Source organism: Brevundimonas sp. S1H14 (assembly GCF_047716865.1).
GTDB classification, from domain to species: Bacteria; Pseudomonadota; Alphaproteobacteria; order Caulobacterales; family Caulobacteraceae; genus Brevundimonas; species Brevundimonas naejangsanensis.
This window is the reverse complement of the sequence record NZ_CP136679.1, coordinates 607,218-631,401: the sequence shown is the minus strand read 5'-3', so window position 1 is coordinate 631,401 and position 24,184 is coordinate 607,218. Positions and strand designations below refer to the sequence as shown.

21 protein-coding genes and 1 tRNA gene are annotated in these 24,184 nt (G+C 68.1%); 14 read left to right on the top strand and 8 right to left on the bottom strand.

The genetic code is table 11. The annotated features are described in order from the left end of the window. Nucleotides 1–50: 50 nt before the first annotated feature. Nucleotides 51–2,348: a TonB-dependent receptor gene (locus RSD66_RS03030; RefSeq protein ID WP_415288938.1), complete on the bottom strand. Its 2,298-nt coding sequence runs from the start codon at nucleotides 2,346–2,348 to the stop codon at nucleotides 51–53. Between the two features lie 112 nt (nucleotides 2,349–2,460). Next, nucleotides 2,461–3,675, bottom strand: a complete 1,215-nt coding sequence (locus tag RSD66_RS03025; RefSeq protein ID WP_415288937.1) for an NAD(P)/FAD-dependent oxidoreductase — start codon at nucleotides 3,673–3,675, stop codon at nucleotides 2,461–2,463. A gap of 125 nt (nucleotides 3,676–3,800) precedes the next feature. Between RSD66_RS03025 and RSD66_RS03020 the strand changes: the two genes are divergently transcribed. From RSD66_RS03020 to RSD66_RS02960, 13 genes are all read left to right on the top strand, one after another. Continuing rightward, a complete protein-coding gene (locus tag RSD66_RS03020) occupies nucleotides 3,801–4,097 on the top strand; it encodes a YerC/YecD family TrpR-related protein (RefSeq protein WP_134582277.1) in 297 nt (98 codons plus the stop codon). 9 nt (nucleotides 4,098–4,106) lie between these two features. Beyond that, nucleotides 4,107–4,988, top strand: a complete 882-nt coding sequence (hisG, locus tag RSD66_RS03015; RefSeq protein WP_024353745.1) for an ATP phosphoribosyltransferase — start codon at nucleotides 4,107–4,109, stop codon at nucleotides 4,986–4,988. After that, a complete protein-coding gene (gene hisD, locus RSD66_RS03010; protein WP_415288936.1) occupies nucleotides 4,988–6,295 on the top strand; it encodes a histidinol dehydrogenase in 1,308 nt (435 codons plus the stop codon). Before hisG ends, hisD begins: the two co-directional genes overlap by 1 nt. Nucleotides 6,296–6,455: 160 nt before the next feature. Beyond that, on the top strand, nucleotides 6,456–7,889 hold the full coding sequence (gene hisB, locus RSD66_RS03005) for an imidazoleglycerol-phosphate dehydratase HisB (protein WP_415288935.1): 1,434 nt from the start codon (nucleotides 6,456–6,458) through the stop codon (nucleotides 7,887–7,889). Then, nucleotides 7,886–8,500: an imidazole glycerol phosphate synthase subunit HisH gene (gene hisH / locus RSD66_RS03000; RefSeq protein WP_415288934.1), complete on the top strand. Its 615-nt coding sequence runs from the start codon at nucleotides 7,886–7,888 to the stop codon at nucleotides 8,498–8,500. Before hisB ends, hisH begins: the two co-directional genes overlap by 4 nt. Continuing rightward, the gene (gene hisA, locus RSD66_RS02995) at nucleotides 8,497–9,231 is read left to right on the top strand and encodes a 1-(5-phosphoribosyl)-5-[(5-phosphoribosylamino)methylideneamino]imidazole-4-carboxamide isomerase (protein ID WP_415288933.1); all 735 of its coding nucleotides are present in this window, start codon (nucleotides 8,497–8,499) and stop codon (nucleotides 9,229–9,231) included. Before hisH ends, hisA begins: the two co-directional genes overlap by 4 nt. Continuing rightward, nucleotides 9,228–9,995: an imidazole glycerol phosphate synthase subunit HisF gene (gene hisF, locus RSD66_RS02990; RefSeq protein ID WP_415288932.1), complete on the top strand. Its 768-nt coding sequence runs from the start codon at nucleotides 9,228–9,230 to the stop codon at nucleotides 9,993–9,995. Before hisA ends, hisF begins: the two co-directional genes overlap by 4 nt. A gap of 106 nt (nucleotides 9,996–10,101) precedes the next feature. Next, on the top strand, nucleotides 10,102–10,716 hold the full coding sequence (gene hisIE, locus RSD66_RS02985; protein WP_415288931.1) for a bifunctional phosphoribosyl-AMP cyclohydrolase/phosphoribosyl-ATP diphosphatase HisIE: 615 nt from the start codon (nucleotides 10,102–10,104) through the stop codon (nucleotides 10,714–10,716). Nucleotides 10,717–10,757: 41 nt separating this feature from the next. Beyond that, on the top strand, nucleotides 10,758–12,224 hold the full coding sequence (gene zwf / locus RSD66_RS02980; protein ID WP_415288930.1) for a glucose-6-phosphate dehydrogenase: 1,467 nt from the start codon (nucleotides 10,758–10,760) through the stop codon (nucleotides 12,222–12,224). 178 nt (nucleotides 12,225–12,402) lie between these two features. Further along, nucleotides 12,403–13,104, top strand: coding sequence for a 6-phosphogluconolactonase (gene pgl, locus RSD66_RS02975; protein WP_415288929.1), 702 nt, complete (start codon nucleotides 12,403–12,405; stop codon nucleotides 13,102–13,104). Further along, nucleotides 13,104–14,993, top strand: coding sequence for a phosphogluconate dehydratase (gene edd, locus RSD66_RS02970; RefSeq protein ID WP_415288928.1), 1,890 nt, complete (start codon nucleotides 13,104–13,106; stop codon nucleotides 14,991–14,993). The genes pgl and edd overlap by 1 nt, the downstream gene beginning before the upstream one ends. Before the next feature lie 11 nt (nucleotides 14,994–15,004). After that, the gene (gene glk, locus RSD66_RS02965; protein WP_415288927.1) at nucleotides 15,005–15,991 is read left to right on the top strand and encodes a glucokinase; all 987 of its coding nucleotides are present in this window, start codon (nucleotides 15,005–15,007) and stop codon (nucleotides 15,989–15,991) included. A 56-nt stretch (nucleotides 15,992–16,047) separates the two neighbouring features. Then, complete coding sequence (locus RSD66_RS02960) at nucleotides 16,048–16,353, top strand: hypothetical protein (RefSeq protein ID WP_024353756.1); 306 nt, start codon at nucleotides 16,048–16,050, stop codon at nucleotides 16,351–16,353. A 63-nt stretch (nucleotides 16,354–16,416) separates the two neighbouring features. Here the strand turns inward: RSD66_RS02960 and hmgA are convergent, their stop codons facing one another. The 5 genes from hmgA to cpdR form a co-directional block, all read right to left on the bottom strand. Further along, nucleotides 16,417–17,712, bottom strand: coding sequence for a homogentisate 1,2-dioxygenase (gene hmgA / locus RSD66_RS02955; protein ID WP_415288926.1), 1,296 nt, complete (start codon nucleotides 17,710–17,712; stop codon nucleotides 16,417–16,419). A 136-nt stretch (nucleotides 17,713–17,848) separates the two neighbouring features. Continuing rightward, nucleotides 17,849–19,657, bottom strand: a complete 1,809-nt coding sequence (gene lepA / locus RSD66_RS02950) for a translation elongation factor 4 (RefSeq protein ID WP_119412768.1) — start codon at nucleotides 19,655–19,657, stop codon at nucleotides 17,849–17,851. A gap of 176 nt (nucleotides 19,658–19,833) precedes the next feature. Continuing rightward, nucleotides 19,834–21,363: a S10 family peptidase gene (locus tag RSD66_RS02945; RefSeq protein ID WP_024353759.1), complete on the bottom strand. Its 1,530-nt coding sequence runs from the start codon at nucleotides 21,361–21,363 to the stop codon at nucleotides 19,834–19,836. A 284-nt stretch (nucleotides 21,364–21,647) separates the two neighbouring features. Beyond that, a tRNA-Val gene (locus RSD66_RS02940) sits at nucleotides 21,648–21,722 on the bottom strand. Between the two features lie 115 nt (nucleotides 21,723–21,837). Beyond that, on the bottom strand, nucleotides 21,838–22,194 hold the full coding sequence (gene cpdR, locus RSD66_RS02935; RefSeq protein WP_003166166.1) for a cell cycle two-component system response regulator CpdR: 357 nt from the start codon (nucleotides 22,192–22,194) through the stop codon (nucleotides 21,838–21,840). Nucleotides 22,195–22,316: 122 nt separating this feature from the next. Here cpdR and RSD66_RS02930 point away from each other — a divergent pair, with 122 nt between their 5' ends. Then, nucleotides 22,317–23,138, top strand: a complete 822-nt coding sequence (locus RSD66_RS02930; protein WP_415288925.1) for an N-formylglutamate amidohydrolase — start codon at nucleotides 22,317–22,319, stop codon at nucleotides 23,136–23,138. A gap of 248 nt (nucleotides 23,139–23,386) precedes the next feature. On the opposite strand, the gene RSD66_RS02925 is transcribed toward RSD66_RS02930, so the two are convergent. After that, nucleotides 23,387–24,073: a DUF599 domain-containing protein gene (locus RSD66_RS02925; protein ID WP_119412767.1), complete on the bottom strand. Its 687-nt coding sequence runs from the start codon at nucleotides 24,071–24,073 to the stop codon at nucleotides 23,387–23,389. Nucleotides 24,074–24,184 lie beyond the last annotated feature (111 nt).

The following is a 24,184-nucleotide window of genomic DNA, read 5'->3' as shown; positions in this document are numbered from 1 at the left end:
CGCTGCTGGCGAAAGCGCGGGGCCGACATGATGGCGCGAAACGCGGCCTCTTAGTAGCGGACGTTCAGCGTCAGGATGGCCTGACGCGCCGGGGCGACGTCGGCGTGGTGCACGCCGTTGGTGCGGATGATGTAGTCCTCATCCCCGGCGTTCTGGACGTTCAGCTGCAGCGAGGCGCGCTCGTTGATATCGTAGGAGGCGAACAGGTCGAACCGGGTGTATTCGGGCGCATAGACGCGATTGCCGCCACCGCCGGCCCCGCCCTGATTGCCGCCCCAGGATTTGGACACGTAGTAGACGCCGCCGCCCAGGCTCAGTTTCGGCAGGAGGCGATAGGTGGTGAACAGGCTGGCGCTGTGCTCGGGCGTATTGGCCAGGGCGTCGCCCAGATTGATGCTGTTATAGGCGCCGCGCACCAGTTCGGAGTCCATCCAGGTGTAGCCGCCGAACATCTGCCACTTGTCGGTGATGTTGCCCGACACGCCCAGTTCCAGACCCTGCACCCTGGCCTCGCCCGCCTGCTCATAGCGGTCCGGCGCCACCAGAATGGCGGCGTTCTTGCGGGTCAGGTGGAACAGGGCGCCGCTGAGCGCCAGACGATCGCCGAACAGATTGGCCTTGGCGCCGATCTCGAAGCTCTCGGTTTCCTCAGGGTCGAGAACGGTGGCGACGAAGTTGGCGCTGCCGTTGGTCGTGCCCGTATTCTGATCCCCGGCCGAGATGGTCGGCGGCGTCGAGGCGGTCGAGAAGGAGGCGTAGATGCTGCTGTTCGCCGTCGGCTTGTACACTAGGCCGACCTGATAGTTGACGAAGTCCCAGTCGCCGCGCGTGGGGCTATAGACCGGAGCCGTCACCGTGCCCGAGGCGTTCAGCCCTTCAACCGAATAGTCGTCCCAGCGCAGACCCAGGTTCAGGATCAGCCGGTCGCTCAGGTGAATGGCGTCAAAGGCGTAGACGCCGATGGAATCGGTGTCGGCCCGGCTGACCAGACCGCGCGTCTTCGTGCCCGTCCACGGGTCGTTCGGATTGGGTGCATAGACCTGGGTGCAGTCCAGCCCCGTCAGCGGCGCCGGGCAAGCCGTGCCGGTCAGGGTCGTGACCGTGTAGGAGGCGTTCTGGTTCTTCTCGCGCGACAGCTCGACGCCGACGTCGAAGTCGTGCTTGATCGAACCGGTCAGGAAGGCGCCGTGCAGGTCGGTGACGTTGGCCAGGGTCTCGGCCGGATTCCAGCGCGACTTTAGGCCCCGCTTCATCCACCAGACGCCGTCGATCAACTGGGCGTTTCCACCGTCGCCGGGGTTGGTGACAACGTAATCATTCAGCGTCTGCGAGTAGCGGGTGACGTTGCGCAGGGCCAGATTGTCGCTGAACCGGTGCTCGATCTCCAGCGTCAGGCTGTCGACCGTATTGTTCAGATAGTCGCGCGCCTTCAGGCCGTAGAAGCTGTCGTAGGGCACGTCCAGCACGCCCGAGGCGTCAGGACGCGGCGCGGTCGCCCCGCCCAGCTTGGTGTAGAGCGGGACGCCGTAGTCAGGCAGTTGATTGCTGTCGAGATGGTAGTAGCTGGCGGTGACGGTCGTCGGCGCGCCCAGACCCACGGCGATCGCGGCGCCGACGCCCCACTTGTCGAAGTCGGCGCCGTTGCGGCCCGGCACGTCGCCTTGCGAGGCCATGAGGTTCAGGCGCATGGCGGCGGTCGGCCCGACCTGCCAGTTGGCGTCCACCGTGCCGCGCAGATAATCGTCCGTACCGGCCCCGGCCGAGCCGTTGACGAAGTTGGTCAGGCGCGGCGCCTTGGATGACAGATTGATGCTGCCGCCGCCCGAGCCCCGGCCCGAGTAGACGGAATCGGCGCCCTTGATGACCTCGACCTGCTCCAGGTTGAAGACCTCGCGCTGCTGGCCGCCGGTGTCGCGCACCCCGTCGACGAAGATGTTGTTGCCCGAGGCCTGACCCCGGATGAAGGGCCGGTCGGCCAGGGGCTGGCCGCCCTCGCCCGCGCCGAAGGTGATGCCCGGCGAGGTGCGCAGGATGTCCTGCAGCGAGGTGGCCGCCGTCTGTTCGATGATCTGCTGCGGGATCACGGTCACGGCGCGCGGCGTGTCGACCAGGGGGGCGACGAACTGCGGGTCCTTCGGCTCGCGCTTCACGCGATGGCCGTTCACGTCCACCGTGCCCAGGTGGGTGGCGTCCTGGCTGATCACGCCATCGGCAGGCGCGGCTTCGTCAGCGGCCGCCGCCATCGCGGGCGCGGCGCACAGCATGCCGGCAGCGCTGGACGCGAACAGGAGCGCCTTGAGGGCGGCGGAGCGAGTGTCAGGGCGAGCGTCGGGGCGAGCGTCGGACATGGGGGAGGAACCGATCTATGATTGAGACCGGCTCGCATTAGCACCATTTCGGGGTGCGACAATCTGACTCCTGCGACTAAATCGCACTTGCGACTTCAATGTCACACGCAGGTCACGTCTGAGGCCTGGCCACCGCCTTGATCGAGACCGCAGGGTCGGCCAGCAGAACGTCGTCGACCGGCGCCCCTTTGCTGATTAGCAGGCGCCCGCCCATGAAGTCGGCCGGGGCGTTGACCGCCTCCACCGCCACGATGCGCTCTCCCGCCAGATGGAAGACCGAGAAGGCGCCGCTGGCCGGATCGCCGCGCACCAGTTGGCGGTCTGCGTCGAAGGGCACGCCCGCGATCTGCAGCTTGACGTCGTACTGGTCAGACCAGAACCAGGGGACCTCCGGCGCCGGGGCCGCTCGGCCGACGATGGCCGAGGCCGCCTGCTTGGCCTGTTCAAGGGCGTTGGGCACGCTCTCCAGCCGGTGCATGACGCCGCCATGGACCGGGATCGGCCGCCGCGTCACATCGCCGATGGCGTAGATGTGCGGGTCGCGGGTGCGGGCCGTCTCGTCCACCACCACGCCATTTTCGCACACCAGTCCCGCCGTATGCGCCAGAGCCTCGCAGGCGAAGGCGCCGACGCCGACCAGCACCGCGTCGGCCGCGATCAGCGTCCCGTCCGCCAGCCGCACGCCCGCATCCTCGAACCCCGCGACCTCGACGCCGGTCAGGATCTCGACGCCGTGCTTTTTATGCAGGTCGGTGAAGAAGGCCGACAGGGGCTGAGAGGCCACGCGGGCCAGCACCCGGTCCATACGCTCGATCACCACCGCCTCGGCGCCGAGGGCGCGGGCCGAGGCCGCCGCCTCCAGCCCGACATAGCCGCCGCCGACCACCGCCAGCCGCTTGCCCGGAGCCAGAACCGCCTTCAGCCGTTCGGCGTCCTCAAGGGTGCGAAGCTCCAGCAGGTCGGGCCGGTCGGCGCCGGGAAGCGTCAGTTTGCGCGCTGTCGAGCCGGTGGCGAGGATCAGCGTGTCGTATGTTTCGACCGCCCCATCTGCGAAGGTCACGGTCTTGGCGCCTGCGTCGATGGCGGTCGCCGTGACGCCGGTGCGCAGCGCGATATTCTGCTCGGCGTAGAAGCTCTCGGGGCGCAGCAACAGGTCTTCCAGACCCGCCTCGCCTTTCAGCCAGGCCTTGGACAGGGGCGGTCGCTGATAGGGCGGCACCGTCTCCTGCCCCGCCAGGACGATCTCGTCCTCAAACCCATACTGCCTCAGCAGCGCCGCCGCCGAGCCCCCCGCGTGTCCCGCGCCGATGATCAGAACCTTGCTCATGGCGGACAGATAGAGCGGCGAGGCTCGACTAGCGAGTGGTCGTCAACTTTTTCCTCCCCATGGAATGGGGAGGAAAAAGAGGTGACGTCAACTCGGCGGGTTGACCGTTCCATTGTTACAGCATAATGGAACGCGCCATGAGCACCGACGCCGCCAAGACCGCCCTGCTGGACGCCCTGCTCTCGCTGAAAACGCGGGAGGAGGCGGACGCGTTTCTGGCCGACCTATGCACCCCGGCCGAGCTGCGCGCCATGGCCGAGCGGTGGCAGGTGGCGCGGATGCTGGACGCCGGGGACAGAACCTATCGCGAGATCGCCGCCGAGGCCCCGGCTAGCCCGACCACCGTGGTGCGCGTCGCGCGCTCCCTGAAGGACATGCCGCACCAGGGTTATCGGCTGGTGCTGGACAGACTGAAAGCCTGAGTTGACATCATGAGCACGGTTCAGGGGCGGCTGCGCATCGCCGTCCAGAAATCCGGCCGCCTGGCCGAACGAAGCCTCGATCTGGTCCGCGATGCGGGCCTGCGCGTGGTCAAGGGCAACAACGACCTGCTGTATCGGATCGAGAACTATCCGATCGACCTGCTGCGGGTGCGCGACGACGACATCCCGACCTTCGTGGCGGACGGGGTCTGTGATCTGGGCATCGTCGGCGAGAATGTGTTGGAAGAGGTGAAGAACGGCGGGCCGAACGCAGAGGTCGTCATGCCTCTGGGCTTCGGTCGATGCACGCTGAAGATCGCGACGCCGCCGGGGCTGGATTACGCCGGGCCGACGTCGCTGCAGGGCCTGCGGATCGCCACCTCATACCCCAAGATCCTGCGGCGCTTTCTGGATGAGGCGGGGGTGGACGCCGACATCGTCACCATGCGCGGCGCGGTCGAGGTGGCCCCGCGGCTGAAGCTGGCCGCCGCCATCTGCGATCTGGTCTCGACCGGGGCCACGCTGGAGGCCAACGGCCTGAGCGCGCGCGAGACGGTGCTGGACAGTCAGGCGGTGCTGATCAAGGCGCCGACCGCGCCCGAAGCGGGTCTGCAGCACCTGCTGGACTCCATCGTCGAGCGGATGGCGGGCGTGGTGTCGTCGCAGGGGGCCAAATACGTGATGCTGAACGCGCCGCGCGCGGCGCTGGACCGGATCACCGCCCTGTTGCCCGGCGCGGGGTCGCCGACCGTCATGCCCCTGTCGGGTCGCGACGACGCCGTGGCCGTCCACGCCGTGTGTCAGGAGGCGGTCTTCTGGGAGACGCTGGAGAAACTGAAGGCCGAAGGGGCGTCGGCCATACTGGTCCTGCCCATCGAGAAGATGATGTGATGAAGCGTATCGACTGGAACCAACTGGACGCCGCCGGGCGCAAAGCCGCTTTGGCCCGCCCGCAGCGTCGCACCGAGGGCTTCGTCTCCAGCGTGGTGCGCGAAATCTTCGACGACGTGCAGGCGCGCGGCGGCGAGGCCGTGAGCGACTGGGCGACCCGTCTGGACGGCGCCCCGCCGCGCCGCATCGAAATCACCGAGGCCGCTGCGACCAAGGCGCGTCGCGACCTGCCGCCCGCCGCCGCCCGCGCCCTGCGGGTCGCCGCCGACAATGTGCGCGTCTTCCATCAGGCGACGAAACCCGAGGACACGCCCTTCATCGAGACGACGCCCGGCGTGAGGTCGAAGCTGGTCTGGCGGCCCATCGGCTCGGCGGGCCTCTATGTTCCGGGCGGGACGGCGCCATTGTTCTCATCGCTGCTGATGCTGGCCATACCGGCGGACGTGGCCGGGGTCGGGCGGCGCGTCGCCGTGACGCCGCCGTCGAAGGACGGCTCGGTCCACCCGGCCATGATCGCCGCCGCCGCCGAGGCGGGACTGGACGAGTTGTGGCTGCTGGGCGGGGCGCAGGCCATCGCCGCCCTGACCTTCGGCGTCGAACTGGAAGACGGCGTCATCGCGCCGGTCGACAAGCTGTTCGGTCCCGGTAACGCCTATGTGGCCGAGGCCAAGCGCTATGCCGCTGCCCTGCCCTGCGGCCCGGCCTGCGACCTGCCTGCGGGACCGTCGGAACTGCTGGTCATCGCCGACCGCGACGCCGACTTCAAGATCGTCGCCGCCGACCTGCTCAGCCAGGCCGAGCATGACGCCGATGCGCAGGTCATCCTCGTCTCCGACAGCGGCACGGCCCTGAGCGAGATCATCGCTGAGGTCGAGCGCCAGCTGGAGCGTCTGCCCCGCGCCGCCATCGCCCGCGCGTCATTGGCCGAGACCCGCGCCATCCGCGTGCGCGACAGGACCGAGGCGTGCGAGGTCGCCAACCTCTATGGCCCCGAACACCTGTCGATCCAGACGCAGGAAGCCGAAAAACTGGTCGAACAGATCGGCGCGGCGGGCGCCGTCTTCGTCGGGCGCTGGGCGGCGGAAACGCTGGGCGACTATGCGGCGGGGCCGAGCCATGTCCTGCCCACCGACGGCGCGGCGCGGACGATGGGAGGCGTCACCACCGCCAGCTTCATGACCACCATGTCGGTGCAGACCGTCAGCAAGCAGGGCGCCGCCGCCCTCGCCCCCGTCGCCGCCGCACTGGCCCGACTGGAAGGGCTGGAGGCCCACGCCAGAGCCGCCGATCTGAGGAGCGCGGGATGAGCAACGATCGCTTCCTTCTCCCCTTGAGGGAGAAGGTGGGCGCCGGAGGCGCTCGGATGAGGGGTGTGCCGGCTTCGCCCTCCTCCGTCGCGTGTGTGGACACTGCCCCCTCATCCGTCTCGCTGCGCAGGCTGCCTTCTCCCACGAGGGGAGAAGGATCATGACGCTGCCCGCCCCCTATCCTCCGCTGGTTTCAGGCGGCGATGGTCTGGATCGCTATCCGGTCGAGCCTGCCGCGCTGGCGGCCCGCATGGCCGCACTTTACGGCGTCGGCGCAGATCAGGTGCTGCCGACGCGCGGGCTGACGCACGGGCTGGAGTTGGTCTGGCGTCTGGCCGCGCGCGACGGTCAGAAGGTGCAGGCGCCCGATGCCGAACCCTATACGCAACTGGCCGCCCTCTACGCCCGCCCGGCCGACGACGCCGACACCGCCGCTGTAATCATCCGCGCCCTCGGCTCGCCCGAGGCCGTGGCCGAGATGGCCGAGCGCGTCGCTCCCGCCCTGCTGGTCGTGGATGAAGGGCTGGTCGAGTTCGCCGAGACGCCGTCCGCTGCCGCCGTGGTGAAGGATCACGCCAATCTGATCGTGCTGCGCAGCCTGTCGCTGGCCTATGGGCTGGCCGGGGCGCGGGTCGGGGCCGCAGCCGCACAGGCGCAGACGCTCGCCCGGCTGGCGGACGTGCTGGAGCCCTGGGCCCTGCCCGAGGTCTCGGTGCGGCTGGCGATGCAAGCGCTGGACCCGTCGCGGATGATCGAGACGGCGGCGCGTATCGACGCCGTGCGCCGCGAGCGCGTCCGTGTCGCCGAGGCCCTGTCGCGCATCATGGCGCTGGAGGCCGGGGTCGGGCCGGTGATCATCACCAAGCCGTCTGATCTGACCGGCGCGGTGGAGGCCCTGCGCCGCTATGGATTGAGCGCCGATCCGGCGGGCGAGCGGCTGCGCCTGCCCGTCTCGCTGAAGCCCGAGGTCAACGATCGCCTGTTGGCCGCGCTCGGCGCCGCCAGCCCCGGCGTCCGTCGCAGCCGCGTCGGTCAGGCCATCCGCGACACGAAGGAAACGCGCATCGTCTGCGCCGTCGATCTGGACAGCGCCGGGCCGGTGAAGATCGAAACCGGCGTCGGCTTCTTCGACCACATGATCGAACAGGTGGCCGCGCACGGCGGATTCTCGATCCGCCTGTCGTGCGAGGGCGACCTGCACATCGACCCGCACCACACGATCGAGGACTGCGCCATTGCGCTGGGTCAGGCGTTGAAACAGGCGCTGGGCGAGCGGCGCGGCATCGGCCGCTACGGCTTCGTCCTGCCGATGGACGAGGCCGAGGCGTCGGTCTCCATCGACCTGTCGGGGCGGCCCTATCCGGTGTTCGAAGGGACGTTCGCCACGCCGATGCTGGGCGATTACCGCACCGATCTGACAGCGCACGTCGTGCGGTCTCTGGCCGAAAACCTGGGCGCAGCGATCCACGTCCGCATCACCGGCGACGACGACCACCACAAGACCGAGGCCGTGTTCAAGGCGCTGGGCCGCGCCCTGCGTCAGGCGATCCGCGTCGAAGGCGATGTAGTGCCCAGCACCAAGGGCGTGCTGTGAACGTCACCCTGATCGGTTACGGCTCGGGCAATGTCGCCTCGGTGCGGTTCGCGCTGGAGCGGCTGGGCGCGCGGGTGCGGATCACCGACGACCCGACCGATGTGGCCGAGGCCGAGCGGATTATCCTGCCCGGCGTCGGCGCAGCCGGCTACGCCATGCAGCGGCTGAAGACGCTGGGCCTGATCGAGCCGCTGCGGCGCTTCCCGCGCCCCTTGCTGGGCGTCTGTCTGGGCCAGCAGTTGCTGTTCGAGACGAGTGCGGAAGACGAGGACGCCGAGAACGGGGGCGCCGACCTGCTGGGTCTGATCCCCGGCCGGGTCGAGGCCATCCTGCCCGCCCCGTCGCGCCCCTCGCCGCACATGGGCTGGAGCCGCCTGACGATCCGGCGCGACAATCCGCTGCTGGACGGCGTCCAGTCCGGCGACTGGGCCTATTTCGTCCACGGCTTTGTCTGCCCGGACGGCCCGGCGACCCTCGCCGCCGCCGATTACGGCATCGCTGTCCCCGCCGTAGTCAACAGCGCCAACCGCTGGGGTTGCCAGTTCCACCCGGAACGTTCGGCGGCCGCCGGGGCGCGTATTCTGAAGAACTTCCTGGAGTTGCCCGCGTGATCGTCTATCCCGCCATCGACCTGAAGGACGGCGTCTGCGTGCGGCTGATGCACGGGCGGTTCGATCAGGTGACCCGTTATGACGAGTCTCCGCCCGCACGTCTGGCCGCCTTTGCGGCAGAGGGCGCCCAATGGGTTCACGTCGTCGATCTTGATGGCGCCGAGGCCGGACGCGCCATGCAGCACGGCCTGATCGGAGAACTGGCGACCAGCGTCGCGGTGAAAATCCAGTCGGGCGGCGGCGTGCGCTCTGAAGAGGATATCGAGCGTCTGCTGGCGGCCGGCGTCAGCCGCGTCGTGGTGGGGTCGCTGGCCGTGACGAAGTCGGACGAGGTGCTGGCCTGGCTGGACCGTTTCGGGTCCGAGCGCATCACCCTGGCGCTGGACGTAAAGTATGAGGATGGGGTTCCGGTCCCGGCGCTGAAGGGCTGGACCCAGTCGGCGGGCGTTGGTCTGTGGAGCGTGCTGGACCGCTATCCGTCCGACCTGCTGACCCATGTGCTGATGACCGATGTGGGTCGCGACGGCGCCCTGACCGGGCCGAACCTCGACCTGCTGGGCGAGGCGCGGGCGCGGCGGCCCGAGCTGAAGATACAGGCCTCGGGCGGGGTGGCGACGCTGGACGACCTGACCGCCGCGCGGGCCATCGGCTGCGACGGCGCCATCGTCGGGCGGGCCATCTATGAGGGGCGGTTCACCGTGGTCGAAGCGCTGAAGGCGGTGTCTCAATGACCGCGAGACGCATCATCCCCTGCCTAGACGTCAAGGACGGCCGGGTGGTCAAGGGCGTGCGGTTCGAGGGGCACGTCGACATGGGCGACGCCGCCGAGCTGGCCGCGCGCTATCGCGATCAGGGCGCCGACGAACTGGTCTTCTACGACATCACCGCCAGCCCTGAAGGACGCACGCTGGACTACGGCTGGGTGCAGGATATCGCCCGCCTGCTGGACATTCCCTTCTGCGTGGCGGGCGGCATCCGCACCGTGGAACAGGCGGCGCGCTGTCTCGACCACGGCGCGGACAAGGTGTCGATCAACTCGCCCGCGCTGGAGCGGCCCGAACTGATCGGCGAGATGGCTGCGCGGCTGGGGCGCCAGTGCGTCGTCGTCGGCGTCGACAGCGCCTTTCAGGACGGCGAATGGCGGGTGCATCAGTATACCGGCGATCCCAATGCGCGGCGCGGCGCCGGGCGGCTGACGATGGAGTGGATCGTCGAGGCGCAGGGGCTGGGCGCGGGCGAGATCGTGCTGAACTGCATCGATCAGGACGGGGTGCGCAAAGGGTATGACGTGGGCCAGCTGGCCGAGGCGCGCAGACGGCTGACCATTCCGCTGGTGGCGTCCGGCGGGGCGGGGGCGGTGGAGCATTTCCGCGAGGTGTTCGTGCAGGCGGACGTGTCGGGCGCGCTGGCGGCCAGCGTGTTTCACTCGGGCGCGATCGCTGTGCCGGAGTTGAAGCGTTATCTGGATCAGCAGGGCGTGGAGGTCAGGATATGAAGACGTTCAACGCCCTTCTCCCCTTGGGGGAGAAGGTGGCTCGCGCAGCGAGACGGATGAGGGGGCTGCCTGCCTCATCTTCCGCTTCTCCCTCGAGGGGAGAAGGATGATGGAGATCGACTTCGCCAAGGGCGGCGGCCTGATCCCGGCCGTGGTGCAGGACGCCGACACGCTGCAGGTGCTGACGCTGGCCTATATGGACGAAGCGGCTCTGCGCGAGACGCTGGACAGCGGACAGGCCACCTTCTTCTCGCGCTCGCGCGGCGGGCGGTGGAGGAAGGGCGAGACGTCAGGGGACTTTCTCAACGTCGTCTCGGTGACGCCCGACTGCGACGGCGACGCCGTGGTGGTGAAGGTGCGTCCGGTCGGCAACGCCTGCCACCTGAACCGCATCAGCTGTTTCGGCGACGAGGACGCGCCGGGGCTGGGCCGCATCGGGCGGCTGGAGCGCACCATTCATGTCCGGGCTCAGGCCGATCCCAACAACAGCTGGACCGCACGGCTGATGGCGCAGGGGCCCAAACGCGCGGCCCAGAAGGTGGGCGAAGAGGGCGTCGAGACGGCTCTGGCCGGGGCGGCGGGAGATAATGCGGAACTCGCCAGCGAGGCGGCGGATTTGATCTATCACCTGCTGGTGCTTCTGCACGCCCGTGACATGGTGTTCCAGGACGTGCTGGACGTTCTGGCCCAGCGGGCGGAACCGGCTGAAGATCAAGGCTGACGGCCCGCCGTGCGGGTCGGCCTTAAGCGAAGGAGACCTGAATGGCGGCGCTGATACTGTTCGGAGGCGGGGGCGACCTCGCCATGCGGATGCTGCTGCCGTCGCTGTATTTCCTTGATCACGACGGCCTTCTGCCGGACGGGCTGAAGATCATCGCCGCCGCGCGCACCGAAGAGACGACGGAGGCCTATCTGGAGAAGGTGCGCGAGGCGGTGCAGCCCCGCGCCGAAGCTGACGGCGCCTGGAGCGAAGACAGCTGGCGGCGATTGACTGGGCGGCTGGAATACATGGCCGTAGACGCCACCGACGCCGAGAGTCTGAAGCCGTTGAAGGCCCGCGCTGGCGAGGGCGCGATCACAGCCTTTCTGGCGGTGTCGCCGTCGCTGTACGGCCGCATCGTCACGGCGATGAAGGCGGCCGGTCTGGCCGGTCCCGACGACCGCATCGTGCTGGAAAAGCCGGTCGGGCGCGATCTGGAGAGCTTCCGCGAAATCGACGACGCCGTGGCCCACGCCTTTGACGAGCGGCAGGTGTTCCGCATCGACCACTACCTGGGCAAGGAGACGGTGCAGAACCTGATCGCCCTGCGCTTCGGCAACGCCATATTCGAGCCTTTGTGGAACAATCTGACCATCGACCATGTGCAGATCACGGTCGGAGAGACGGTCGGCGTCGGCGATCGCTGGCCCTATTACGACGAATACGGCGCCCTGCGGGACATGGTGCAGAACCATATGCTGCAGCTGTTGTGTCTGGTGGCGATGGAGCCGCCCAGCGACCTGGACCCCGACTCGGTGCGCAATGAGAAGGTGAAGGTGCTGCGCTCGCTGCGCCCCGTCATGGCTGAGGACTCCGAGCGCGTGACCGTACGCGGCCAGTATACGAGCGGAGAGGTCGAGGGCAGAGCGGTCGAGAGCTATGAAACCGAACGCGGCCAGCCGTCGGACACGGAGACCTTCGTCGCCATCCGCGCCGATATCGACAACTGGCGCTGGGCGGGCGTGCCCTTTTTCATGCGGACCGGCAAGCGGCTGGCCGAAAAGCGCACCGAGATCGTCATCCAGTTCAAGCCGGTGCCCCACTCCATCTTCGGCCACGGAGAGCGCGGGGACATCTATGACAACCGGCTGGTGATCGAGCTGCAGCCGGACGAGGACATCTCCCTGTCGGTGATGAACAAGAAGCCGGGGCTGGAGCAGCGGATGCAGCTTCAGCCGATCCAGATGAGTCTGTCGTGGGGGCAGCCAAAAAACACGAACGGGAAGGACGGCGCGGCTCCGCGTCGCCGCATCGCCTATGAGCGGCTGCTGCTGGACGCCCTGCATGGCGACTCCACCCTGTTTGTACGGCGAGACGAGGCCGAGCAGGCCTGGAAATGGGTGGATGAGGTGGCGGACGCCTGGTCGTGCCGCACGTGTCGGCCTCTGGACTATGGAGCAGGAAGCTGGGGGCCGGAGGCGGCGGACGTGCTGCTGTCGCGCACGGGCAGGAAGTGGAACGTGAGATGAGAAACGGCAACGCCCTTCCTTCTCTCTTCGGGGGAGAAGGCAGCCTGCGAAGCAGGACGGATGAGGGGGCTGTGTCCGCCCGCTCGACCGTCAACGTAGAGCCTGCATCTGGCGTCCCCCTCATCCGAGCCGCGCTGCGGCCCACCTTCTCCCCCGAGGGGAGAAGGAGCGTGTCGGCATGATCCAGAACTTTCCCACCCGCGAGGCATGGGCCGAGGCCGCCGCGGATCGGCTGGCCGCGGCGCTGGCGGAGGCGCTGGCCGCCGACGGGCGCGCCCTGTTCGCCGGGTCGGGCGGATCGACGCCCTCGCCCATCTACGCCCGGTTGGCGCAGGCCGATCTCGACTGGACCAGGGTCACGGCGACGCTGGTGGACGAGCGCTATGTGCCCGAGACCTCGCCGGATTCGAACGCACCCCTGCTGAAACGAGCCCTGCTGACCGGTCCAGCCGCCGTTGCGCGGTTCATTCCCCTCTACAGTCCCGCCGTGACGGTGGATCGGGCGGCCGCCCTCGCCTCTCAGGCTCTGGCCGCCGAGGGGAGAGCCCTGGACGCCGTTCTGCTGGGCATGGGCGAGGACGGGCATATCTGTTCGATGTTTCCCGGCAGTCCGACGCTGACCACCCTGCTGACGCCGGGGCTGAAACCCGCCGTCTATGGCGTGCCTGCCGGGCGCGACGGCGCGGCGCCGCCGCAGGAGCGGTTGACGCTCAACCTGCCGTGGCTGACGGGGGCTCGATGCGTGGTGCTGGCCCTGACGGGCGCGAACAAGCGCGCCGTGTTCGAGCGTGAGGCGGCGGGCGATCCGGCCGTCAGCCCTGTCGCCGCCCTGATCGCGGCGAACGCTCCCCTTGAAGTGTTGTGGACGGAGGCCGGGTGATGGCGCTCAATCCTGTGGTGGCCGAGGTCACCGACCGCATCGTCGTACGCAGCCGACAGACCCGCGCCGACTATCTGCGCCACATGGACGCGGGCTCCGCCTCGGGACCGGGGCGGGCCAAGCTGTCCTGCGCCAACTGGGCCCACGCCTTCGCCGGGCAGACCGTCGCCGACAAGCTGACGGCCATGACCGGCGCCCAGCCGAACCTCGGCGTCGTCACCGCCTATAACGACATGCTGTCGGCGCACCATCCGTTCGAGCGCTTCCCCGAGATCATCCGACAGGCCGCGCGCGAGGCGGGCGCCACGGCCCAGGTGGCGGGCGGCACCCCGGCCATGTGCGACGGCGTCACGCAAGGCCGCCCCGGCATGGAGCTGAGCCTGTTCAGTCGCGACGTCATCGCCATGTCGACGGGGGTGGCCCTGACCCACGACGCCTTCGACGCGGCCCTGATGCTGGGCGTGTGCGACAAGATCGTGCCGGGCCTGTTCATGGGCGCGCTGGCGTTCGGCCATCTGCCCGTCGTCTTCGCCCCGGCCGGGCCGATGCCCAGCGGCATCCCCAATGCCGAGAAGGCCCGGGTGCGCGCTGAATATGCGCAAGGGTTGATCAATCGCGCCGAACTGCTGAAGAGCGAGATCGCCAGCTACCACTCGCCCGGCACCTGCACCTTCTACGGCACGGCCAACTCCAATCAGATGATGATGGAGATCGCCGGGCTGCACATGCCGTCCACCGCCTTCGTTCACCCGGATACGGGGCTGCGCGACGCCCTGACGGCGGCGGCGGCCCAACGGGCGATCGAACTGGCGCGCGAAGGCAAAGGTCGCATGGCCGACGTCGTGTCGGAAAAGACCATCGTCAACATGATCGTGGCCCTGCTGGCCACCGGCGGATCGACCAACCACGCCATCCATCTGGTCGCCATGGCGCGGGCGGCTGGCGTGCTGATCGACTGGACCGACATGGACCAGTTGTCCTCGGTCACGCCGCTGCTGGCGCGGGTCTATCCGAACGGCTCGGCCGATGTGAACGCCTTTCAGGCAGCGGGCGGGGTCGCCTTCGTCACCCGCGAACTGGTCGAGGCGGGCAATCTGCACCCCGATGTAACGACCATCATGGGCCAGGGCCTTGAGCCCTATTTCAAGGAGCCTCGGCTGGAGGACGGCGAACTGGTCTGGCTCGATACGGTGAAGGAGAGTCTGGACCTGACCATCCTGCGCCCCGCCTCGGACCCGTTCGACCGCGAGGGGGGGCTGCGGCTGGTGCAGGGCGACCTCGGCCGGGCGGTGATCAAGATCTCGGCGGTCAAGCCTGAGAACCGCATCGTCGAGGCTCCCGCCGCCGTGTTCGAGACGCAGGAGGACGCGCTGCAGGCCTTCAAGGACGGGAAGCTGAACCGCGATGTGGTGGTGGTGCTGCGCTTTCAGGGGCCGCGCGCCAATGGGATGCCGGAACTGCACAGCCTGTCGCCGGCGCTGGGCGTGCTGCAGGACAAGGGCTTCAGGGTCGCCTTCGTCACCGACGGCCGGATGTCGGGCGCCAGCGGCAAGACGCCCGCCGCCATCCACGTCAGCCCCGAGGCGCTGGCGGGCGGGCGGCTGGCCCATGTGCGCGACGGCGACGTGATCCGGCTGGACCCCGAGGCCGGGGTGCTGACTACGGTGGGCGTCGGAGACCTGAGCGCGCGTCCAGCGGCGGTGCGGTCGCGCGCACACGCCGAAGGCTCGTCCTGGGGTTATGGGCGCGAGCTGTTCGGCGCCTTCCGCCAGGCGGTGTCCACGGCCGAGGACGGCGCCAGCGTCTGTTTCACCGCCCCCATCGGCGCCGACGGCCACGACGACGGCCCGCCCGATCCGAACCTGGTCGATCGCGCGGTGGACGCATGACGCAGGAAAACATGACTCCGGCCCCGCTTCTGGTCGGCGACGTCGGCGGCACCAACGCCCGCTTCGCCCTGGCCCGCACCGTCGAGGGCCGCACGGTGCTGGAGCATTTCGACAGCTTTCCCGCCCGCACCTATCCGACCTTTCTGGAGGGCGTGGCCGCCTATCTGGACGGATGCCCCGTTCGGCCTGCCGGGGGAGTGATCGCTGTGGCCGGGCCGGTCACGCACGGCGCCATCGACATGACCAACTCGCCCTGGCGCGTGTCGGAGCAGGAGCTGCAGACGCTGGGCCTCGATCCCGTGCGGCTGATCAACGACTTCGAGGCCCAGGCCTGGGGCGCGCCGGTCGTGCCGCCGGATCAGCTGGCGTCGCTCGGCGGGCCGGACGAGGGCGATCCCCACGCCGCCATCGCCGTGGTCGGGCCCGGCACGGGCTTCGGCGTATCGGCCCTGGCGCGCGACGCCCAGGGGCGCGAGACCGCGCTGGCCAGCGAAGGCGGGCACGCCTGCTTCGCCCCCGGCGACGCGGTGGAGGACGAGGTGCTGCGCATCCTGCGACGCCGCTATGAACGGGTCTCGATCGAGCGGCTGATCTGCGGCCCCGGTCTGCTGAACCTGCATCGCGCCCTGGCCGAGATTGACGGCCGCGAGACCCATATCGACGACCCCGCCCAGATCACGGCTCAGGCGCTGGACGATCCGAACAGTGCATGCGGCGCCACCCTGGCCCGGTTCTGCGCCATGCTGGGCGCCGTGGCGGGCGACATCGCCCTGACCACCGGCGCGCGCGGCGGGATCTATATCGCCGGGGGCATCGTCCCGCGCATCCTGCCCTTCATCAAGGCCAGCCCCTTCCGGCGCCGGTTCGAGCGCAAGGGGCGGTTTGAGGGCTATATGGCCGCCATACCGACGAAGGTGATCCTGCACGAACACGCCGCCCTGCTGGGGGCTGCGCGCGCAGGGTCGGCGCTGTCCGGCAAAATGATCACGGCCGCGTGAACCGAATTTGAAATACGGCGTTAATGGGGTTCATGAGTTCAGGAGATAGCAATTCCATGAAGAAGATCGCCCTCACCGCCGCCGCCCTGTTCGCCGTCGCCGGTCTCGTTGCCTGCAACCAAACCCCGGCTGAGCAAGCTGCGGACAGCCGCGCGGATGCGGTCGAAGCTCAAGGCGACGCCGCCGCTGACCAACTGAACGCCCAGGCCGACGCCACCGTCGCCCAGGCGCAGGCTCAGGCCGACGCCGTCAAGGCCGAGGCCGAACAGCAAGCCGACGCCATGAAGGCTCAAGCCGACAACGCCCAGCAGGCGGCCGGCGAGCGCGCCGACGCCATCAAGGACGCCGCCAAGCCCAACTAAGGTCGGCGATACCCTTATAGAAAAGGCCCCCGCCGCGCCTGCGACGGGGGCCTTTTTGATGGCCTATTCGACCTTACCCTTCTCGAAGCCGGTCCAGCAGTCGTCGTAGTCCAGCTGCATCAACGGCGTCTGTTCGGCCCATTGCGTCGTGCGGATCGCCATCCGCGTCTCGAACATGAAGGCCAGGGTGTTCTCGATCTTGTGCGGCTTCAGGTCCGCCCTGGTTGCGCCGTCCCAGCTGGCCTGATCAGGGCCGTGGCCGCTCATGCGGTTGTGCAGCGAGGCGCCGCCGGGCGCGAACCCGCCCGCCTTGGCGTCGTATTCGCCGAAGATCAGCCCCATGAACTCGCTCATGACGTTCCTGTGGAACCACGGCGGACGGAAGGTGTCCTCGGCCACCATCCAGCGCGGCGGGAAGATGACGAAGTCGCAGTTGGCCGTGCCGGGCGTGTCGCTGGGCGAAGTCAGGACGGTGAAGATCGACGGATCCGGGTGGTCGAAGCTGACCGTGCCGATGGTGTTGAACCGCGCCGTGTCATAACGGCAGGGGGCGTAGTTGCCGTGCCAGGCCACAACGTCCAGCGGACTGTGATCGAAGGTGGTGGCCCACAGCTGGCCGCCGTATTTCTGAACGCACTGCGTCGGGCGATCCACGTCCTCGAACCAGGCGACGGGCGTCTCGAAGTCGCGCGGATTGGCCAGACCGTTCGAACCGATAGGGCCGAGGTCCGGCAGGCGGAAGGGCGCGCCGTAGTTCTCGCAGACATAGCCGCGCGCCTCACCGTCAACCTCGACGCGGAAGCGGACGCCGCGCGGGATGACGAGGATGTGGCCCGGCGCCGCCTCGATCACGCCCATCTCGGTGACGAAGCGCTGCGTCCCCTGCTGCGGCACGATCAGCAGTTCGCCGTCGGCGGAATAGAAGACGCGGTCGACCATCGAGCGGTTGGCGACATAGAGGTGGACGCCCACCCCCGTGCCGGAATCGGCGCAACCATTGCCGCCATAGGTGGTCAGCCCCTCGACCCAGTCAGTCGGCTGGTCCGGCATGGGCAGCGGGTCCCAACGCATCCGGTTGGGATTGGGCGGCGTCTCGGTGAAGGGGCCGGACCGCACCCGGCCCTGCTCAAACGGCTTATACGGCCCGTGCTGGGCCGAGGGCCGCAGGCGATACAGCCAGCTGCGCAGATTGTGGTCGCGCGGGGCGGTGAAGGCCGTGCCCGACAGCTGTTCGGCATAGAGGCCCAGCGCCGGGCGCTGCGGCGAGTTGCGGCCGACCGGCAGCGCGCCGTCCACCGCCTCGGTGGCGAAGTGGTTGGCGAAGCCTGTCTGATAGGCGGGCGCGTTGGATCGCGTCATATCGTTTCTCCCTTGACGAGAGATGTAAGCGATCCGCATCGCAGCGTCACCCCGAGGGGGATGACTTTGCCCTGGATCAAACCCGCCCAGGCATCATCCGTGTGCGAACAGGGATGAAGACGGGCGGGCTCGGCCGTCAGTCCTCGTCCATCTTGAGCGCGGCGATGAAGGCTTCCTGCGGGATCTCCACCTTGCCGAACTGACGCATGCGCTTCTTGCCCGCCTTCTGCTTCTCCAGCAGCTTCTTCTTGCGGGTGGCGTCGCCGCCGTAGCATTTGGACGTCACGTCCTTGCGCAGGGCGCGCACCGTCTCGCGGGCGATGATCTTGCCGCCGATGGCCGCCTGGATCGGGATGGTGAACATATGCGGAGGGATCAGCTCCTTCATCTTCTCGACCATGCCGCGGCCGCGCGTCTCGGCGCGGGCGCGGTGGACCAGCATCGACAGGGCGTCCACTGGCTCGGCGTTGACCAGGATCGACATCTTCACCAGGTCGCCGACCTTGTAGTCGGTGATCTCATAGTCGAACGAGGCGTAGCCCTTCGAGATCGACTTCAGCCGGTCGTAGAAGTCGAACACCACCTCGTTCAGCGGCAGCTCATAGACCACCAGAGCGCGGGCGCCGACGTAGGACAGTTCGATCTGGCTGCCGCGACGGTCCTGACACAGCTTGATCACCCCGCCGAGGTATTCGTCGGGGGTCAGGATGGTGGCCTTGATCCACGGCTCGCTGATCGTCTCGATCTGCATGACGTCCGGCAGGTCGGCCGGATTGTGCAGGTCCATCTCGGTCCCGTCGCGCAGGCCGATCTTGTAGACGACCGAAGGCGCCGTCGCGATCAGGTCGAGGTTGAACTCGCGGCTCAGGCGCTCCTGGATGATCTCCAGGTGCAGCAGTCCCAGGAAACCGCAGCGGAAGCCGAAGCCAAGGGCGGCCGAGCTCTCCATCTCATAGGTGAAGCTGGCGTCGTTCAGGCGCAGCTTGCCGATGGCGGCGCGCAGGTCCTCGAAATCGGCGGCGTCGACCGGGAACAGGCCGCAGAAGACCACCGACTGGACTTCCTTGAAGCCCTTCAGCGGTTCAGCCGTGGGCTTCTTCTCGTCGGTGATGGTGTCGCCGACGGCGGCGTGGGCGACTTCCTTGATCTGGGCGGTGATGAAGCCGACCTCGCCGGGGCCAAGCTGCTCGACCGGGGTGTTCTTGGGCAGGAAGACGCCGACGCGGTCAACCAGATGGGTCGAGCCGGTCTGCATCATCTTGACGCGCATCCCCGCCTTCAGCACGCCGTCGAAGACGCGCACCAGCAGCACCACGCCCAGATAAGGGTCGTACCAGGCGTCGACCAGCATGGCCTTCAGCGGGGCGTTGATGTCGCCCTTGGGCGCAGGCAGGCGCGCGACGATGCCTTCCAGCACATTCTCGATGCCCAGACCCGACTTGGCCGAGCATTCGATGGCGTCCGAGGCGTCCAGACCGATGACGTCCTCGATCTGGGCCTTGACCCGCTCCGGCTCGGCGGCGGGCAGGTCGATCTTGTTCAGGACCGGGACGATCTCGTGGTTGTTGTCGATGGCCTGATAGACGTTGGCCAGCGTCTGCGCCTCGACGCCCTGCGAGGCGTCCACCACCAGGATCGAGCCTTCACAGGCGGCCAGCGAGCGCGACACCTCATAGGCGAAGTCGACGTGGCCCGGCGTGTCCATCAGGTTCAGGACGTAGTCGAGCCCGTCCTTGGCCTTGTAGTTCAGGCGCACGGTCTGCGCCTTGATGGTGATGCCGCGCTCCTTCTCGATGTCCATGTTGTCGAGCACCTGCTCGGACATTTCGCGCGCGGTCAGGCCGCCCGTGAACTGGATCAGGCGGTCGGACAGGGTCGACTTGCCGTGGTCGATGTGGGCGACCACCGAGAAGTTGCGGATGCGTTCGATAGGGGGCGTCGTCATGGTCCGGCGCGCGTAGCACGGCGCGCGGCTTTGCGCCACGACGCTGACGCGCAAGGAGGCGAAGATCAGACCTCAGGGACGACCGGCGTCCTTCATCGCCGCTCAGGGGCGACGGAAAAACGCCGCCCGTCCCTGCATGAGGAACGGGCGGCGTCTCAGCCTTGGCGGGCGCTTGTTTAGCGCGCGCGGATGAAGGAGCGGATGTCGCTGGACAGCTTCTTCAGGTCGTCTTCACGCACGTACATCATGTGGCCGGCGTGGTAGTAGTGCCACTCGATGCGGCCGTCGGTCGGGAAGCCTGGACGGTTCAGCGAATATTCGGCGCCGAAGAAGGGGGTGGCGAAGTCGTAGTACCCCTGCCCCACCCAGACGCGCAGGCCGCTGTTCTCACGCAGGGCGCGGCCGATATAGGGGGCCACATTCAGATACTCAGCCCCGCCGCGCCCGGCGGAAGGAAGGTTCCAGTCCCAGCCGCGCGTGCCGCCGATCGAGGAATAGACCACGTCGGGCGAATACTTCAGACCTTCGCGCGCCCAGGCGTTCATGGCGGCGGTATAGGCGCCGTCGATGCCGTAGAAGCTGGGGTCATTGTCCGGCCGGTCGCCGGCATTGTCATAGTCGACGCCGGTGTAGCGGGTGTCCAGACGGCCGATGGTCAGGCCGCGATCGCGCAGCAGCTCCTTGTAGAAACGGCTGGGCGACAGGCGCAGGTTGGCGTTGCTCAGATAGGTCTGGGACACGCCGGTATAGCGCGACAGCTGCGGCAGAATGGCCGCCCGCTCTTCCGCCGTCAGATCATTGCCCTTCAGCAGGGCGGTGGCGTAGGGGCCGATGGCCCAGGCGCGGGCCTCGGCGACGAACTCTTCCACCGTGGCAGGCTTGTTCGGCACCTTGTCGTGATACCAGGCCGTCGCCGCCATCGACGGCAGATTGGTGACGAAGCCCAATTCATTGCCCTGCGCATCGGCCGCCAGGCTGAAGTCCAGGATCGACGAGATCAGCAGGATGCCGTTGATCGAAACGTCAGTATAGCTGCCTTCCAGCTCATGGATCACCGCCGCCGAACGCGTGGTGCCATAGCTTTCGCCGCCGATGAATTTCGGCGCATTCCAGCGGCCATGCTCGTTCAGCCACAGGCGGATGAACTCGGCGATGGACTTGGCGTCCTTGGTCACGCCCCAGTAGTCGGCGGGGTCGGTCTTGCCCAGGGCGCGGCTGAAGCCGGTGCCGATCGGGTCGATGAAGACGATGTCGGTGACGTCCAGAAGGGAATCGACGTTGTCGATGATCGGGAACGGCGCGGCGCCGTCATCCTTGGCGTCGGAGGGCACGACCACGCGCTTGGGTCCGAAGGCGCCCATGTGCAGCCACAGCGAGCCCGAGCCAGGACCGCCGTTCCACAGGAAGGTCACGGGACGGTTCGGATCGGTCGGGCCTTCCTTGATGTAGCTGTAGGAGACCATAGCCGCGAGCGGCTTGCCGTCCTTGTCCTTCAGATAGGTCTCTCCGGCGATGGCGCGGTAGGCGATGCGCTGCCCGCCGAAGACGCCGGTGTGGCGGGTCTCGGACATCACGGGCGGCGGAATGGCCGCCTCGCCACGTTCACGCGCCGCATCCGAACGCGCCCCGGCCGGCGCCGCGTCCTGAGCCATGACCGGCCCGGCCAGAGCGAGCGCCGACACCGCGGCGACAAGCAGTTTCTTCATCATCAACCCCCAATAAGCGTCACGGCTCCCCTCGAGAGCCAGGCGCGCAAACAAGCGTCGCCAATGGGGGATTGGGCGGCAAGCTACGCCGAATGTAAACCAAGGGCCCGCGCAGAAATCCCGGACAGATCGATGACGCCACGACCATTTGCCGAAGAAAATGCGACCCCGGACAGCAAGAGGCTCGAAGCTGGCGAACAGCTCGTCACACGCCGACAGAGGCAAACCCGGCGCAAGTGAAACCGCCCTCGCGCCACGCATCCCAGATAACTGCTTGAAAAGAATGGTGGACGCGACAGGGATTGAACCTGTGACCCCTACGATGTCAACGTAGTGCTCTCCCGCTGAGCTACGCGTCCGCCTGTTCTGCGGCCCCTCGGCGGTTGGGCCGGTGGGCGGGAAGGCGGCGTCTATAACCCGCAGTTTGCGGGGGCTGCAAGGGGGTTCGGCGCCTTTCTCCGACTTTTCTTTCGCTTAGGCCGCGATCATGCGTTCGACCTCGTTCACCAGGTCGCGCAGGTGGACGGGTTTGGAGAGGACCTTGGCCTGGGGCGAGGCCTGAGCGGCGCTGAGGGCGACGGCGGCGAAGCCGGTGATGAACATGATGCGCAGGCCAGGCTGACGGGCGGCGGCGACGCGGGCGACCTCGATCCCGTCGGCGCCCGGCATGACGATGTCGGTCAGCAGCAGGTCGTAGGGGCCCTGGTCCAGGGCGTCGATGGCGTCGTCGCCGTTCTCGCAGGCCACGACCTCATGGTCGGCCCGCTCGAGCGCGCGGGTCAGAAAGCCGCGAAGGGAGTTGTCGTCTTCGGCCAGAAGAATGCGCGCCATGATCGAGTCTAAACCGTTGGAAATCAGCCGACAGCCTAGGCAGGCCGGGTAAACCGGCGATGAAGAGGAAGGGCGACCTCGCCAGACGCGCCTTTGCGCGCGAAGCAGGCTATGGGCGAAGCATGGATGCGCCTCAGTCGCCCTTCTGGATCGTTCCGGCCGACGCCGGGCGCGCGACGCCGTTGGTGTTCGCCTCGCCGCATTCGGGGGACGTCTATCCGGAGGACATGAAGACCGCCGCCTCTGTCCGCGCCGTCCGCAGCGCAGAGGACGCCGCCGTGGATCAATTGATCGACTGCGGGCCGAAGGAGGGCGCCGCCGTGATCGCCGCGCGGTTCGGCCGGGCCTATGTGGATCTGAACAGGGCGCCGGACGAGTGGGATCCGGCCCTGATCATCGACGCGGACGAGGCGCCCGCCACCGCCAAGGCTCTGGCCGGATACGGCGTGGTGGCGCGTCTGGCGGGAGACGGGACGCCTCTGTACGACCGACGCCTGACCAAGAGCGAGGCCGAGGCGCGGGTGGCGCAGGTCCATGCCCCCTATCACGCGGCCCTGACGCAGATGATGCAGGCGACGCGATCGCGCGTCGGGCGGGCGGTGCTGGTCGACTGGCACTCCATGCCTGCGCGGGCGACAGGCGGCGCGGTGGACGTAGTGCTGGGCGACCGGCATGGGACCAGTTGCGACGTGGCCTTGACGCGGCGGCTGCGACGGCTGTTCGAAGCGCAGGGGCTGACGGTAGGGCTGAACCGGCCCTATGCGGGCGGCTATGCGACCCAGCGGTGGGGACGGCCGGACGAGGGCTTTGAGGCCATTCAGGTGGAACTGAGCCGGGGCCTGTACTGGGACGAGGCCGCCTGGGCCCCCTCCCCCGGCTGGAACCGCTGCCGCTCGGCCCTGCGACGGGTGATCGCCGAGTTGTGCGCCGACTGGCGCGCCTGACGACAAGTCGCCTAACGATTGGGCGCGGGACAAAAAAGAGCCGCGCCAAACGGCGCGGCTTTGGAAAGTCTATAGGGAGGAAACGCCCAGGAAGGGCAAGACGCCCGAAAGCGTCGAAAGCAAAGTTAGTTTGCAGCGCACAAAAAAACAAGGCCCGATTCAACCTTATACAATCACGGGATGTTACGAAGTTTGGCCGTTCTCCGGGCGCCGGGCGTCATGGCCGCCTTCGCAACTGCGAGATGGCCTTAGCCCCGCTCCAGCAGGCGCCGGGCCTGGCGAATGGCGCCGGCGGCGGGGGAGGCCAGTTGGCGCCAGGCCAGCAGGGCGAACACAGACACTGCGCCGAGCAGCAGCCACAGCGGCCCGAACAGCCAGGCGGCGGCGGCCAGGGCGAAATAATAGCCGCGCACACCCTGATTGAAGTTGGTCAGGGCGGGATTGAGCACCCGCGCCACGGCCCGGCCATAGGCGACGCGGTCGGCCTCTTCATGGATTTCCGGCGCCGCGCCGATCAGGGCGACAGTGTAGTTCAGCTGGCGCAGCGCCCAGATGAAGTCGAGGAAGCCGCGCGCCAGGCACAGCAGCACCAGAGCTAGCTTGGCCTCCATCAGGCGCGGCGTGACGGCCTCGGCGCCGACGGCGGCGAAACCGCGCAGGGCCGCCTCCCCTCCGAACAGCACGCCCGCCACTGCGGCGATCAGCAGCAGATTGGTCGAGGCGAAGAAGGAGCCCGAGTTGATCGAATGGCCCAGCAGCTGGCTGTCGATCAGCCGCATCTCGCGGTGGGTCATGGCGCGCATCCAGGCGTCGCGCACCGACAGCATGTCCACGTTGAGCGAGCCGCTGCGTCGCGCTGTCAGACGCATCAGCGGGCCATAGCCCAACCAGGCGATGACGAAGACGAACAGGGCGATCCAATCGAACAGACTCATGCCTGATTGACGCCACGTCGGCCCGCGCAAGGCAAGCGTGATCGCCGCGACGCTTGCCGTAAAGGCGCGCAAAGCTTATCACGCGCGTCAATTCTCCCCGTTCGCACCTGC

Excerpts from the sequence above, each read along its gene's own strand:
- cpdR (WP_003166166.1), bottom strand. The coding sequence starts at position 22,194 with ATGGCGCGCATTCTTCTGGCCGAAGACGACAACTCCCTTCGCGGCTTT.
- hisIE (WP_415288931.1), top strand. The coding sequence starts at position 10,102 with ATGATGGAGATCGACTTCGCCAAGGGCGGCGGCCTGATCCCGGCCGTG.
- pgl (WP_415288929.1), top strand. The coding sequence starts at position 12,403 with ATGATCCAGAACTTTCCCACCCGCGAGGCATGGGCCGAGGCCGCCGCG.
- zwf (WP_415288930.1), top strand. The coding sequence starts at position 10,758 with ATGGCGGCGCTGATACTGTTCGGAGGCGGGGGCGACCTCGCCATGCGG.
- RSD66_RS03030 (WP_415288938.1), bottom strand. The coding sequence starts at position 2,348 with ATGTCCGACGCTCGCCCCGACGCTCGCCCTGACACTCGCTCCGCCGCC.
- hisB (WP_415288935.1), top strand. The coding sequence starts at position 6,456 with ATGACGCTGCCCGCCCCCTATCCTCCGCTGGTTTCAGGCGGCGATGGT.
- hmgA (WP_415288926.1), bottom strand. The coding sequence starts at position 17,712 with ATGACGCGATCCAACGCGCCCGCCTATCAGACAGGCTTCGCCAACCAC.
- RSD66_RS03025 (WP_415288937.1), bottom strand. The coding sequence starts at position 3,675 with ATGAGCAAGGTTCTGATCATCGGCGCGGGACACGCGGGGGGCTCGGCG.
- hisG (WP_024353745.1), top strand. The coding sequence starts at position 4,107 with ATGAGCACGGTTCAGGGGCGGCTGCGCATCGCCGTCCAGAAATCCGGC.
- hisF (WP_415288932.1), top strand. The coding sequence starts at position 9,228 with ATGACCGCGAGACGCATCATCCCCTGCCTAGACGTCAAGGACGGCCGG.
- RSD66_RS02925 (WP_119412767.1), bottom strand. The coding sequence starts at position 24,073 with ATGAGTCTGTTCGATTGGATCGCCCTGTTCGTCTTCGTCATCGCCTGG.
- RSD66_RS02945 (WP_024353759.1), bottom strand. The coding sequence starts at position 21,363 with ATGAAGAAACTGCTTGTCGCCGCGGTGTCGGCGCTCGCTCTGGCCGGG.
- lepA (WP_119412768.1), bottom strand. The coding sequence starts at position 19,657 with ATGACGACGCCCCCTATCGAACGCATCCGCAACTTCTCGGTGGTCGCC.
- RSD66_RS03020 (WP_134582277.1), top strand. The coding sequence starts at position 3,801 with ATGGAACGCGCCATGAGCACCGACGCCGCCAAGACCGCCCTGCTGGAC.
- hisD (WP_415288936.1), top strand. The coding sequence starts at position 4,988 with ATGAAGCGTATCGACTGGAACCAACTGGACGCCGCCGGGCGCAAAGCC.
- RSD66_RS02930 (WP_415288925.1), top strand. The coding sequence starts at position 22,317 with ATGGATGCGCCTCAGTCGCCCTTCTGGATCGTTCCGGCCGACGCCGGG.
- glk (WP_415288927.1), top strand. The coding sequence starts at position 15,005 with ATGACTCCGGCCCCGCTTCTGGTCGGCGACGTCGGCGGCACCAACGCC.
- edd (WP_415288928.1), top strand. The coding sequence starts at position 13,104 with ATGGCGCTCAATCCTGTGGTGGCCGAGGTCACCGACCGCATCGTCGTA.
- RSD66_RS02960 (WP_024353756.1), top strand. The coding sequence starts at position 16,048 with ATGAAGAAGATCGCCCTCACCGCCGCCGCCCTGTTCGCCGTCGCCGGT.